16 protein-coding genes are annotated in these 13271 nt (G+C 37.8%); 9 read left to right on the top strand and 7 right to left on the bottom strand.

The window, feature by feature from the left end; genetic code table 11:
* Positions 1 to 9 precede the first annotated feature (9 nt).
* The 6 genes from CUC15_RS13820 to CUC15_RS13795 all read left to right on the top strand — a co-directional run bounded on the left by CUC15_RS13820 (position 10) and on the right by CUC15_RS13795 (position 5787).
* Positions 10 to 897: an SIR2 family NAD-dependent protein deacylase gene (locus CUC15_RS13820; RefSeq protein ID WP_114917220.1), complete on the top strand. Its 888-nt coding sequence runs from the start codon at positions 10 to 12 to the stop codon at positions 895 to 897.
* Between the two features lie 12 nt (positions 898 to 909).
* Positions 910 to 1950: a lipoate--protein ligase gene (gene lplA / locus CUC15_RS13815; protein ID WP_114917219.1), complete on the top strand. Its 1041-nt coding sequence runs from the start codon at positions 910 to 912 to the stop codon at positions 1948 to 1950.
* A 38-nt stretch (positions 1951 to 1988) separates the two neighbouring features.
* Positions 1989 to 2996 carry an LLM class flavin-dependent oxidoreductase gene (locus CUC15_RS13810; protein WP_114917218.1) on the top strand — a complete coding sequence of 336 codons (1008 nt, stop codon included), beginning with the start codon at positions 1989 to 1991 and terminating at the stop codon, positions 2994 to 2996.
* 374 nt (positions 2997 to 3370) lie between these two features.
* A complete protein-coding gene (locus tag CUC15_RS13805; RefSeq protein ID WP_114917217.1) occupies positions 3371 to 4102 on the top strand; it encodes a MerR family transcriptional regulator in 732 nt (243 codons plus the stop codon).
* Positions 4103 to 4120: 18 nt separating this feature from the next.
* Positions 4121 to 5056: an ABC transporter ATP-binding protein gene (locus CUC15_RS13800; RefSeq protein WP_114917216.1), complete on the top strand. Its 936-nt coding sequence runs from the start codon at positions 4121 to 4123 to the stop codon at positions 5054 to 5056.
* On the top strand, positions 5053 to 5787 hold the full coding sequence (locus tag CUC15_RS13795) for an ABC transporter permease (RefSeq protein ID WP_114917215.1): 735 nt from the start codon (positions 5053 to 5055) through the stop codon (positions 5785 to 5787). The genes CUC15_RS13800 and CUC15_RS13795 overlap by 4 nt, the downstream gene beginning before the upstream one ends.
* 231 nt (positions 5788 to 6018) lie before the next feature.
* Here the strand turns inward: CUC15_RS13795 and CUC15_RS13790 are convergent, their stop codons facing one another.
* The 7 genes from CUC15_RS13790 to CUC15_RS13760 all read right to left on the bottom strand — a co-directional run bounded on the left by CUC15_RS13790 (position 6019) and on the right by CUC15_RS13760 (position 11619).
* Positions 6019 to 6771: a polysaccharide deacetylase family protein gene (locus CUC15_RS13790; protein ID WP_114917214.1), complete on the bottom strand. Its 753-nt coding sequence runs from the start codon at positions 6769 to 6771 to the stop codon at positions 6019 to 6021.
* A 153-nt stretch (positions 6772 to 6924) separates the two neighbouring features.
* Positions 6925 to 7587 (bottom strand): ribonuclease H, encoded by a 663-nt coding sequence (gene rnhA, locus CUC15_RS13785; protein WP_114917213.1) that lies wholly within the window; start codon positions 7585 to 7587, stop codon positions 6925 to 6927.
* Between the two features lie 63 nt (positions 7588 to 7650).
* A complete protein-coding gene (locus CUC15_RS13780; protein ID WP_114917212.1) occupies positions 7651 to 8034 on the bottom strand; it encodes a MaoC family dehydratase in 384 nt (127 codons plus the stop codon).
* Between the two features lie 5 nt (positions 8035 to 8039).
* Positions 8040 to 8447: an FAS1-like dehydratase domain-containing protein gene (locus CUC15_RS13775; protein ID WP_114917211.1), complete on the bottom strand. Its 408-nt coding sequence runs from the start codon at positions 8445 to 8447 to the stop codon at positions 8040 to 8042.
* Complete coding sequence (locus CUC15_RS13770; protein ID WP_114917210.1) at positions 8444 to 9589, bottom strand: thiolase family protein; 1146 nt, start codon at positions 9587 to 9589, stop codon at positions 8444 to 8446. Before CUC15_RS13770 ends, CUC15_RS13775 begins: the two co-directional genes overlap by 4 nt.
* Complete coding sequence (locus tag CUC15_RS13765) at positions 9586 to 11037, bottom strand: AMP-binding protein (protein ID WP_114917209.1); 1452 nt, start codon at positions 11035 to 11037, stop codon at positions 9586 to 9588. Before CUC15_RS13765 ends, CUC15_RS13770 begins: the two co-directional genes overlap by 4 nt.
* The gene (locus tag CUC15_RS13760) at positions 11038 to 11619 is read right to left on the bottom strand and encodes a biotin transporter BioY (RefSeq protein WP_114917208.1); all 582 of its coding nucleotides are present in this window, start codon (positions 11617 to 11619) and stop codon (positions 11038 to 11040) included. It abuts the gene before it with no gap.
* Between the two features lie 551 nt (positions 11620 to 12170).
* Between CUC15_RS13760 and CUC15_RS13755 the strand changes: the two genes are divergently transcribed.
* Genes CUC15_RS13755 through CUC15_RS13745 form a run of 3 tightly spaced genes read left to right on the top strand, consistent with a single transcriptional unit; the run spans position 12171 to position 13238 of the window.
* Positions 12171 to 12809, top strand: coding sequence for a sigma-70 family RNA polymerase sigma factor (locus CUC15_RS13755; protein WP_114917207.1), 639 nt, complete (start codon positions 12171 to 12173; stop codon positions 12807 to 12809).
* Entirely contained in the window at positions 12802 to 12975 is a 174-nt protein-coding gene (locus CUC15_RS13750; protein ID WP_114917206.1) for a YvrJ family protein, read from the top strand. The genes CUC15_RS13755 and CUC15_RS13750 overlap by 8 nt, the downstream gene beginning before the upstream one ends.
* Entirely contained in the window at positions 12972 to 13238 is a 267-nt protein-coding gene (locus CUC15_RS13745) for a helix-turn-helix domain-containing protein (RefSeq protein WP_114917205.1), read from the top strand. The genes CUC15_RS13750 and CUC15_RS13745 overlap by 4 nt, the downstream gene beginning before the upstream one ends.
* Positions 13239 to 13271 lie beyond the last annotated feature (33 nt).

Raw genomic sequence — 13271 nt, 5'->3', positions numbered from 1 at the left:
GAGATTGCTATGCAACAACTTAAAACACATTGGCAGACACTAACGATGGATTCATCACTGCCACAAGCTGATTTTTTACATCAACTAATAGAAGAAGCTGAAGCGATTGTCATTGGGATTGGTGCAGGGATGTCTGCCGCAACTGGATTTACCTATGTAGGAAAACGATTTACTGATGCATTTCCTGATTTTATTGCGAAGTATCGTTTCTTTGATATGCTACAAGCAAGTCTATTTGATTTTGAGGATGAACAAGAATATTGGGCCTTTCAAAGTCGCTTTAGTTTGTTGAATTTTTTTGATCAACCAGTCGGAGAAGCATATGTCAATTTGCGACGAATAATGAAGGATAAAAACTATCATATTATCACAACGAATGCCGATAATGCGTTTTATGCAGCAGCGTTCGATATGGAAAAGGTCTTTCGTATTCAAGGAGAATACGGGTTATGGCAATGTTCTAATCACTGTCATCAACAGACTTACCACGACGAAAGCTTAATTCGTCAAATGGCCCAGGAACAATCAGATATGAAGATTCCTGCAGAATTAGTTCCTCATTGTCCAAAATGTGGGGCTGTAATGGAAATTAACAAGCGTAATGAAGAAAAAGGAATGGTAGAGGATGGTCATTTTCATGAGCAGAAAGAACGCTATGAAAAATTCCTAAAAGAGAATCAAGATAAGAAGGTACTCTTTCTAGAAATTGGAGTTGGGCATACAACGCCACAATTTATTAAACATCCTTTCCAACAAATGACGGAAGCAAATCCTAAGGCGTTGTTTGTGACAATGAATCAGAAGGATTACTTCATTCCACATGCGATTCGTCCACAGACGATGCGAATTGATGAGGATATTGCCGAAGTATTACATACAATAGCACTGAATGATTAATGGAGGTAGCTGATGTATTTAATTGAATCGAAACGTGATGGAGAATGGATTTATGATCCAGGAGTGGCAATGGCTTTACAAGAATATGTGAAAGATCATATTTTCTTAGATGATGATGTGTTGTTCCCATATATGATGCAGCCAGCTGTTCAAATTGGAAAATTCCAGAATGCATACGAGGAAATCAATCAACCATATATGGATGAGCATGATATTAAAATCATTCGCCGCGAAACAGGCGGGGGTGCGATTTATCTCGATGACCGTAATATGAGCTTTTGTTTCTTATTTAACGGTAATAACGACATTTATGGTAATTATACACGTTTGTATGAACCGGCCATCAAGGCACTACAGAAATTAGGTGTGGTTAATTTAGAACAAAAAGGCCGAAATGATTTAGTTTTAGATGGCAAGAAAATTTCAGGTGCAGCTATGACGTTACAGAATGGACGCATTTACGCTGGGTATTCGTTACTATTAGATCCTAATTATGAAGCAATGGTGTCCGTATTAAACCCTAACCAAAAGAAAATTGAATCACACGGCATTCAATCAGTTCGTAGCCGCGTAGGATCAATCCGTCCCTATTTAGCAACTGAACATCAAGAAATGACGGTCTGGGAATTTACTGATTATATGATTTGTCAATTACTCGAAATTGATGATATTAGTCAAGCGAAGCGCTATGAATTAACCTCAAAAGATTGGGCAGGGGTCGATAAAATTGCCGCTGAGAAATACAATAATTGGGACTGGAACTATGGTCGTTTTAAGCAGTTTGAATATCGCTTAACGGAACGTTTTTCAATTGGAACGATTAGTATCGGTTTAAGTATCGAACATGCTAAAATTGCCGCTATCCAAATTACAGGGGACTTTTTTGGAACGAAAGATGTTAAAGAAGTTGAAGAGGCTCTAGTAGGGGAGCGATTAAGAAAAGCTGACTTATTAAAATCCTTAGAGATGCTGGATTTAATTAATTATTTTGGAAAATTGACTAAGGAAGAGTTAGTCAATTTTATGTTAAGTATTCCGACAGTTGAAGTATAAGCAGCACCACGAGACTTAGAAAGAAGGATAAAATAAAATTGGTTAAATTAGGGATTCTAGATTACGCTCAAATTGATGAAGGAAGTAATGCCCAAGTAGCTTTGCAGAACACGATATCTCTAGCCCAATTAGCAGAATCACTTGGATATGAACGATTCTGGATGGCAGAACACCATAATGTGCCTGCTTTTGCCAGTAGTTCCCCTGAATTGATTATCATGCGTTTAGCAGATGCAACGAAGCGTATTCGTATCGGTTCGGGTGGCGTGATGCTCCCTCATTACAGTCCTTATAAAGTAGCTGAGAATTTTCGTGTTCTCGAAGCTTTTCATCCTAATCGAATTGATTTGGGGTTGGGGAATACAATTGGAACGCCGATTGTGAATCGAACACTGAATGAGAATAAAAAGAGTAAGCTCAATTACGAACAGAGTATTGTTGACTTAACCAAATATTTAAGCGACCAAGTGGACGAAAATCATCGCTTCCATGGCATTGCTGCTAATCCAGTTATTACAACCGTTCCACAGATGTGGTTATTATCAACTAGTGTCAAAAATGCCAAAATGGCGGCTAAGTTAGGAATAGGCTATACTTTTGGCTTATTCCCGCTTGCTGGTATTGATAAATTGAATATCGGAATCCAAGCAGCGAAGACTTATCGTGATGAATTTAGACCTTCCCTTTTTATGCCAGAACCGAAAGTATCTATTGCACCATTTGTTGTTGTTGCTGAAACGAATGAGCAAGCGGAAGAATATGCGAAGTCCTTAGATCTTTGGTTACTTGGCACTGATAATTTTGGTCAATTGAGTGAATTTCCATCGGTTGAAACAGCTCGTTATTATCCATATACGAAAGAGGAAAAGACAATCATTCAAGCTAATCGGACTCGAATGGTAGTTGGCGATATTGAAAATGTCACAGCACAATTATATGAATTGATTACTCAGTTTAAGGCTGATGAATTATTGTTAGTACTACTAATACCGGGGTTAGAAGCCCGCAAAAAAGCAATAGAATTATTAGCTGGAAAATTTAATTAAAATTTTTTATTAGGGATAATGTGAGCTGATTCCTTTGATACACCATCATACATTTACTGTATGATGTTTTTTAAAAATCCACAGCATCAACCTGCATTTCGAGCTTATGGCTAAGTATACTTAGTCATAAGCTCTTTTTGCTGAATTTAGGGTTGAAGTCTCGAACTTGTGAAGGCAGTAGTGGCAGTTAGCTTAAGATAAGGGTATCTAGGGCGTTAATAAAAGAACTTACATTTTATCCACATTTCACTTACAAGTTTCTGGATTAAAAGTCTCATTATAAAATATTTTCATTTTTTTACTATTTCTGCTTGAACAGCACGTAACGTGTTGATTTATACTGAAGTTAATTTAGGAGAAAGGGGAAAGGAAATATGTATACAATCGGTCAGTTATCCAAAAAGACAAGTGTAACGGTAAGGACATTAGATTATTATGATGAAATTGGCTTACTTAAAGCCATATCGAAAACAGATGGTGGCCATCGCTTATACACGGATGAAGATGTAATGCAGCTGCAGCGGATATTAGCACTAAAATATATGGGCTTCTCATTAGAGAAAATTAAATTGGTTTTAGAAGAATCAAAACAGACTTGGCAGGATTCTCTGAAACAACAACTGGAAATGGTACGTCAGGAGCAAATGCGTCTGAAGATATTGGAACAGGCGCTTGTGGGAGTATCTTATTCCATTGAGATTGAGGGACATATCGACTGGCAGATGATTTTTGACATTATTCATTTATTTCAAAACCCAGAAACAGCAATGGAATCATATGAATCTTATCTAAATGAAGAACAAATAAAGTCCTTGTTCCAATTAAATGAGCAACTAAGTGAAGCGGAAATTAAGAAATGGATATCTTCCATTGATGACATTAAGAATAATCTTGATCTTAATCCTAAATCAGACAATGCTCGGATTTTAGTGGAAAACTGGATGAAGCAAGCTGAAAGCATGCTTGGAAATGATGAAGAATTATTAGGCGACTTAGCTGATGCTTTGAGGAACATGCAAGATGGCATCGTATTTTATCCGATGACGAAGGAAGTTATTCATTTTATTGAAAGTGTAGTTAACATTCATTCCTTACACGAAGAATAGGAAAGGGAGGAGAACTAGATGGTGCTTGAAGTAAAAGGTGTAACGAAGGTTTTTAAAAGACCAGGCAAGGCGGGGTTTATTGCTAATGATAATTTAACCTTTCAAATTAAGGAGGGGGAGATTTTTGGTTTATTAGGTCAAAATGGAGCTGGGAAAACGACGTTAGTCAATCAAATTTTAGGCTTGTATACTCCAGATGAAGGTGACATACATTTATTGGGTGAATCTGTTTTGAAGTCACCCACGAGATCAAGATCCATTTGCTCTATGCAGCCACAATCGCAAATTTCTTTGGGATCTCTCACCCCAATGGATGCAGTGACATTAATGGGTAAAATGCGTGCAGGTAAAAAGTATGATCCTAAGCGAGCGGAAAAACTCTTCGAATCGTTAAATATGGGAGAATGGCTTAAAAAAGAAGGTCAAAGTTTATCGGGAGGTGCCCGTCGTTTAACCGCTTTTTGCATGGCTGTCATTGTACCTGGAAAACTCGTCATTTTGGATGAACCAACGAATGATGTAGACCCTGTCCGCAGAAGATATTTATGGCAAGTAATCCGTGAATTGACAGATGATGGGACTTCCGTTATTTTGGTTACGCATAATGTACTGGAGGCGGAGAAGGTAGTTGATCGAGTGGCCATTATGCATAAAGGAAGGATTCTTACACAAGGTACACCTGGAGACGTAAAACAGCCTATTAGTCACCAAATACGAATGGAGATAAGTCTCACAGGCGAAAAGTATAAAATGGTAGCGCCAAAATGGGTAATTTCCTCCTTTGAAAAAGGTACACGATTGATTTATACAATTGATTCAGATGAAGTATCAACGGCGATTGATTGGGCTAAGAGCCAAGTAGACAGTGGCTTTTTAATAGACTATAATTTGTCCCCTGCAACAATCGAGGATATTTATATTAAATTAACTTCTGGAGAGGAGATGCAGGCATGAATAATACGTTTAGCCAATACAAGTATGTTTTTCAAATACAATTGATTCGAAATATCGGATTCTTTATCTTTATGTCACTTATTTTAATCCTTATTTCAATTGGAATAGTAATAGGGTTTACCTATATGATTCCGGATCCTAGTAATGCGAGCTTTCTTTATTTGGCAACCGGTGCTCCTACAATTATTCTAATTATCATTGGTCTAGTAATTTTACCACAACAGATTGGTACTTCGAAAGCGGATGGTTATATGGAATTTATGAGAACATGGCCTGTGAAACGATCTGTAATTCTTGGTGCAGATACAACGCTATGGTTATTTCTAGCCATTCCAGGCATTATTGTATCTTCAATTGTTGCGCATCTTATTTTTCAACCAGGTTATGACGTTTCATGGACTGTCGTTCCTGCCTTTCTCTTGGTTGGATTAACTTCTATTGGTGTTGGGTATGGTTTTTCTTACCTTTTATCACCAACAGCTTCACTAGCAATTTCCCAAGTTGTTGTATTTGGTGCACTTATGTTTTCACCAGTAAACTTCCCAATGGAAAGACTCCCAGAATGGCTGCAAATACTTCATGATATACTTCCAATCTATTCCATGGCTGAAGTGATTCGTTCTTCTTTAGCTGCTTCTACGTTTACGGCAAGCACCGGCAATTATATAAACTTAATTATTTGGTGTATTTTAGGATATGGTGGTGCGATCTTTATTTTAAATAAAAAGTAAAGAAGATGACTTTTGGTTAATCATTTAAGTTTGCCTTATACAACGCCTATTCTTCCACGAACAAATATGGCGGTGGAATGAATCACTGGATGATAAGAAAATGTCAAAATATTAAAAGATCAATTATTAAATCGAGGCCACTGAAAAAGCATAAGATTTTCAGTGGCCTCGTTAATTCAGGTGTTTTAGACATCGTCTTGTTTTAGTAGCAAAGATATCAGCTTTATCAGCCTAATTTAGAAAAAGATTAAAGAAACTAGAGTCTTTTATTTCGGTTCGGTACATCATTTCTGAAACAGTTACAAATTTATATCCTTCTTTTGTTAATTGAGGTAAAATCCTTTTAAGTGATTCAACGGTTCGGCTACGATCGCCACCTGCATCATGGAGCAGAATGATATCGCCTGGGCTTATATTTTTAAGGATGTGATTCGTTATTCGATTGACACTAGGGTTTTTCCAATCCTCAGGATCCTGATGCCATGACCAGAGGACAACATGATTTCCGCTATCTACTGCTGTATTTATTGTTACATCATTATAAGTACCACCAACTGGACGGAAAAGGGCAGGTTTCGTTCCAGTAATTTCATAAATAATTTCTGCTGTATCATCTATTTCCTTCTTTAATTCTTTTGAAGTAGTGAGGTGATATTTATGATTATAAGTATGATTTGCTATTTCATGACCTTCTCTGAACTGACGATAAATAAGCCCAGAGTATTTCTTAGCATGTGCACCCAACACAAAAAAAGTAGCTTTTGCATTGTAATTTGCCAATACATCTAATATATCCGAAGTGTATAATGGATGTGGGCCATCATCAAAGGTAATAGCAACCATTTTTTCCTTCGTATCTATGTCCCATGTGACCTGACCTGTTTTTTCATAGTCCCAGCGATCTTTTGCGAATATCTGCATGTTTGTAAAAAGTAATACATAAAAGAAAATCGGCAGGAAAAGGATTGACAGTGGTCTTCTCATATAAATAGCACCTCAATGTATCAATTGATTTATGGCTACAAAAGTAAAGGATACGGAATGTAGTTTCGTTTTAGTCTATGGAGTTTAAAAAAAATTAGTCATTGAAATCGAGAAGAGGGCCTGAACTTGCAATCGTCGATGGTGCCTATCTATTTACTTCCGCCCATAATCTGCTTTTATTTCACCCCAGTTTTTAGTGTCCCATTTAAGTACTTTATTATCATATGTATGATTGTGAAGCCAGTGAAGGGCGCGGTCAATTAATTCCCATATTTCAGCGGTGGACGCATCCCTTTTCAGTGTTGTCGACACCGCCTTTTCCTTTACCCATTTCATGGCATTCCGGGAATCTGTGTAAACTGTTTTATTACTGCCTAACTTATTCAAGTATGCCAATGCATGCACAATCGCCAGAAATTCACCTAAATTATTCGTGCCTTTACTGATTGGCCCGTTCGAAAAGATGACTTCACCCGTTCGTGTATCTACACCTTTATATTCCACTGGACCAGGATTCCCTCGGGTTCCAACGTCAACGGAAATACTGTTATAATCGATTTCATTGGAGACGAAACTGCTTGGCCTACCTGAACTAGTTTTTCTATTTGATTGACCTTTCGCAGCTTTTTGCGTATTTCCTTTACCCCAATGATATTGCCAGCCTTCACGATAGGCTTTTTCTGCAAGGTCCCGACTTTCAAAGGATTTGAATTTTGCTTGATCAAAGTGATTTGTCTGTGCTTGACAGTCTGCCCAGTTCGAATAGATACCTGGCTTTTTGCCAACCCAGACAACATAGTATTTTTTCTTCGCCATTGAATTACTCCTCGCATTTTCATTAAAATTGTTCATTAATTATATCATTAAAGTTACCACCTTTCATACTCTCTGACGCAAGCTAAGTCTCCCTTTAATGACGACTTGTCTATGTTGGTTTTCCCCATGAATTTTCAGTTCATAATGATCCACTAAAGACCCTGTGATAATTAATAAATCATCTACATATAGGGGTGCTATTAATTTTATTTGATGGAATTGGATCATCCAGGATTGTCCAAGTAAAGGCGATACTAGTCTGGAACTGATAGCCATTGACAACATGCCGTGTACCACCTTTTGGGGATAACCAGCTTGCTTTGCGGCCTCGATGGACAGGTGAATTGGATTCCAATCATGCGAAACATTTGCATAGTTTTCTACCATTTTGTTTGTTATTAGAATCACGAAAGTCTTCGGGAAAAATCCTTCCAAATTCTTATCCATTACGATCACTCCAATACAAGCATAAGTGTTGTATTACTTGTGGCAACAGTTCTACCATCTCGGTTTATGCGTAATTCATTTTTTGAAAAAAGCTTCCTTTCCTTTTGCCGCACATTCAAAACGGTAATTTGGCACATATATGTTTGATTTGCCACCAAGGCTTCCAAGTACTCGAATACTTGCTCAGTTTGAATCAATGGAGATTGATTCTTGAGCCACGGGATTTCTATTTTTTGCCAAAACAAAGTAGGGTATGTTGCTGGTAAAACTAGATTGGCATAGCCGGCATTTCTTGCTGCTTCCAGGCTATGAAAAATTGGATTTTCTTCTCCGATAGCTTCCGCATATTTACGTACGTGTTCTCTTGTAACATTGATTGCAACTGTATCTGTAATAAATCCAGCTTTAATCATGAACTTTTATACCTTTCGAATAACGTAGCAAGTCCTAAACCTCCACCAATACCTAGTGTGGCGATGGCATACTTACCTTGAAGACGTTGTATTTCAGTTAAAAGACGTGTGACAAGGATTGCCCCTGATGCACCATAAGGGTGCCCAAAGGCAAGGGCGCCTCCACCGACATTTAATTTGTCATCGGAAATGCCGAGTTGCTGCTGGGAAGCCAACACTTGGGAAGCAAATGCTTCATTTAATTCTACTAAATCAACATCTGTGATAGTTAATTGTGCTCTCTTTAATAGCTTTCTCACAGCAGGAACTGGACCGATTCCGAGCAGGTTAGGGTCTACGCCTGCACTCGTTGCATCAACAAATTTTAAAAGAGGCTGAAGACCAAACTCCAGACATTTTTGCTCGGACATTATTAGAACAGCTGCAGCCCCGTCATTCACAGGACAAGCATTGCCAGCTGTTACTGTTCCATTTTCTTTAAAAACAGGGCGAAGCTTAGTGAGTGTACTCATTGTTAATTGTGGTCGCGGACATTCATCGTCGTTTTTTCCCTGCAGATCAACGATTTCATCTAAAAACCGACCCGCGTCTCTTGCTGTGATTGCTTTCTGATGGCTGTTGTATGCGAATAAGTCTTGTTCCTCGCGTGAAATTTGATAAGCTTCTGCAACATTTTCAGCAGCTATTCCCATATCAGGATCCCCAATGGATTCGGGTGAAAAGCGTGCACGTGTAAATAAAGTTGGCGCCCCGTAGAGAGAGGTGGGCTTTTCCAGCTTCCATGGAGCAAGGCTGCTACTTTCAATACCACCTGCAATATAGATATCTCCTGCTCCAGATTGAATATTTCGGCATGCTATATTGATTGCTTCTAATCCGGATCCGCATTGGCGGTCAACGGTAACTGCAGGAACATCGACCGGAATACCAGCAGTTAATGCTGTAAGCCGTGCAATGTTCCCGCCAGGCCCAACAGCATTCCCGAGAATCACTTCATCAATAGAATGAGGATTAATGCTACTTTCCACGATTATTTCCCTAATTACGGCAGCTCCTAAATTTTCAGGGGGAATGTTTTTAAACATCCCGCCTATTTTACCAACTGCAGTCCGTTTTGCTTGTACAATTACAGGTGTGTTCATGATGTATACCTCGCAATCTGTAATGCGACATCGTTTCGTGCAATTTTTCCTGTGGACGTATATGGAAAATCGTCCACTTCATAAAATTCCTTTGGGCATTTATAGTTAGGTAAATGTGCATGACAATGCGCCTGTAATTTTTCTAATTCTGCTTGTTTTTTCCATTTAACTAGTGCGATTACTTTTTGCCCCCAATAATCATCGTCTATACCGATAACGACAGCTTCTTGAACGGCCGCAATTTCCTCCATCACTTTCTCTACTTCTTCTGGATAAACATTTAGCCCGCCACTAATAATCATATGTTTTTTTCTTCCTACAATGGTAAGGATTCCTGCATCATTGATAAAACCTAAATCACCAACGGTTGCACCATAATCCGTTAATACTTTCTCTGTTTCTTCGCTGTTATGAAGATAGCTAGTAAATAAAAAGTCACTTTCAATAAAGACTTCACCTATTTCGCCGTTTGTAACTCGCTTCATTTCCTGATCCCGTATCGTTACCTTAACTCCAGGAAATGGTTTGCCAACACTGTCGGGATACCAATCTGTCACATCATTGGAGGCATAAGAAATAAAACTTAATTCAGAAGCACCAAAATATTCATAGACAACACTTTTAGGAAAAACATGCTGCAGTCTCCTTCTTAATTCAGGTTGCAACTTCGCCCCAGATAATAAGAAGACGATCTTTTCCTGAACTGGATTCACGGTTTGTTCAATAAACCCATGAATCATTGTTGGGACCGCATAAACAACTGTTGCCTTCCTGTCATTTAATACCATTGGTTTAAAAGTTTCTGTTAGTTGTAAGGTTGCGCCAATATGAAGCGCATGAGTAGCAGCAAACAATGATAGGGAATGACACAATGGGCCTGGCGCAAGAATTATATCCTCCTGATTGTATTGAAATATTTGTTCTGCAACAGAAAAGCTCGTTAACCAAGATTTGTGATTTCTAATAAAACCCTTTGGTGTGCCAGTTGATCCGGAAGTAAATCCGAGATAGAATGCTGCATTGTCATTATGGTTCCAATCTCTGACAATCATATTGTCAGATGGCTCTTTCAATGTTTCTATCCCGTATGATTTATCAAACATATTGGAGATGCTTTCAGGAAAGTGCTCGCTTATAATGATCAGATCGGGATCAGCAGTTTTCATGATCTTCACGATGTCCCTTTTACGCCATTTCGGATCAAAGGGAATAGCAATCCATCCTAGTGTTAAAACAGCAAAATATAATTCAAGAAAAGCTGGCTCATTGCCAATTAATATCGCTACCTTTTGTGGATTGTTTTTCCGACTAAGGGAAAGCAAGTTTAGCTGTATCTGGCATATGGTACGATAAAAATCAGCATAGGTGATAACTTGAGCTTCAAATAAAATTGCAGCTTTTTCTGGATTTTTTTGGGCTATTCCTTTCAAATCTCTCCCAATTCCCATTTAAATCACCTGCTTTAGCTGTTTACTACTTTTAGATTTCTGAATTTTAATCAATGGGTATACTTTGTTTATTTTTATCGTTATATAACCAGCGACAAACATCTTTATTACATCACCTGGCAAGAAAGCAAAGGCGGAAATTGCTGTAGGAATCCAAGGGAGGTTACCTATGAAAGACAAGTATGTAACACCACAAGCGTAAACAAGTACGATGCCACCAAGGAAATTAAATAAAAGAACTTTCGGTAATTTCAGTGTATGCCAGTTTCTTTCTACAAGATATCCAATGATACCTGCAGCTAATGGCCAACTCATAATATAGCCCCCACCCGGGCCAATTAATGCACTAAATCCTCCTCGTCCTCCACTGAGCAATGGTGCACCAATTGCAACAAGCGCGATAAACAGCAATAGACTAAGCGTACCTCGCCGCGCGCCAAGAACACCACCCGTTATCATAACACCAAGTGTTTGAGCTGTTATTGGTACGGGACTAAACGGAAGTGGAATAGGCGGGAAAAATCCTAGAACACCGACAATAGCTGCAAATAAGGCGATATACATCATATCTTGTAATTTCATAAGTACAACCTCCAATATTTTTAAATTATTAATAATTAGAATATATGGAAGTGGCACAAATTGTCAACTTATTATTTAAGTGGTTTACAATAATTAGGTATGAATGGGCAGTTGGATTGTCACTGTTTGGATAAAAGTTTTAGAATACTGATACCTGAAGATAGGTCACCATAATTACACCGCAAACATATTAATGTCAGTATGCTTTCGGTGAAGTACAGAACTTTCCTGCATGGCTATATATTGTAAAATTTTCAGGTACCATAAGCATAGTTACATCTCCTTAGTTGCCGATTATATACGATGATTCTACTTCTTTTTCATCTCCTTTTTGTATTATCCTTCGTTATCTGGGATGTATAGCACAGTTATATTTTCCCTATCCACTATATTAAGGTCAATTAATATCCCGAATTATTGCATATTCGACAAGTTTATAATAAATAGAAATTATTGGGAATATTAAGTATAATGTAGGAAACTGATGTTCTTTTAGGTTGTATCATCTTTATTAATTTTGCCTTTATTAGATAGAAGGGAGGGATATTAGGATGAAAAGAAATACATGTCCTAATGAGGAAGAATGTGAATACCCGATGGCAAGGAAATTTGTCGATGAAAATGAGTTGATTTTCCGAAACAATCTAATGCGATCATTTTTGCTTACGAAGAAAAATTGTTTTCTTCTGGATCAGTCCATCCGCAATTCAACATCTGAGACAAAGAAAGCCTTGGATAAGGCATTCCAAGACCATTTTTCCGAGATAAGGTTAATTAGTCAATTGTCTAATGATTTGAGAAGAATTGCCATTCGATACGACCAGAAATTTAATTTGTACAGAAAACGGCAATTGCTTATTTTGGACCAGCCAATTCATGAAGATGCTACAAACATCACATCGAGAGTGGAGCTTATTGCCGATGATAATGCGATATCTGTTGATGAGCAAGTATTGGAAAACGATCCACATCTGGAAGGCTATATTGAAAATTTCACTCTCTATCATGCTATTCGTTCCCTCACACCCAGACAGAAATATATTTTAGAAGCATCGTATCTTTTCAATTTGACAGATACGGAAATCGCTGCTAAAGAAGGTGTCTCCCAGCAATCCATTTCTAAAACAAGAAATAAAGCTTTAAATAACTTGAAAAAACAACTATTAACTGAGGAGGGAAAGTATGAATGAAATCTCTGCTCTTTTTGATATAATTCAATTAATGGAAAAGGTCGGATTTCCGATAGTAGTAGCTTTAATACTATTGATACGTTATGAAGTTAGAATGGAGCGATTGGAAAAACATTCAAAAAATTTATCAGATATAATAAATGAATTAAGGAGGGACATTTCATGACTCGACTCATTGACTTAGCAAAAAGAGTTCAAGAGCATAATGATATCGACTCATTGGAAACTGTTCTTAATTTATTCGAACCTAAAATCAGAGCATCTTTGAAACAAACTTCACTTCAAGAGCAAGTCGACCTATATCAGGAACTTAAAATAAGAATAATCGAGATAGTCAAGCAATACGACTGCAATAACACTTATGGTTTTTGGGAATTCACAGATATTCTAAAAGAACAACACTCCTTAGAGTATGCTGAGTCAAAGTAACTTATGCGGAATCACATAAGTATGATAATTTCT

Origin of the sequence: Oceanobacillus zhaokaii (assembly GCF_003352005.1) — a bacterium.
Classification (GTDB): Bacteria; Bacillota; Bacilli; order Bacillales; family Amphibacillaceae; genus Oceanobacillus; species Oceanobacillus zhaokaii.
Note: the sequence above shows the minus strand (reverse complement) of the source record. Positions and strands in the feature narration are given on the sequence as shown.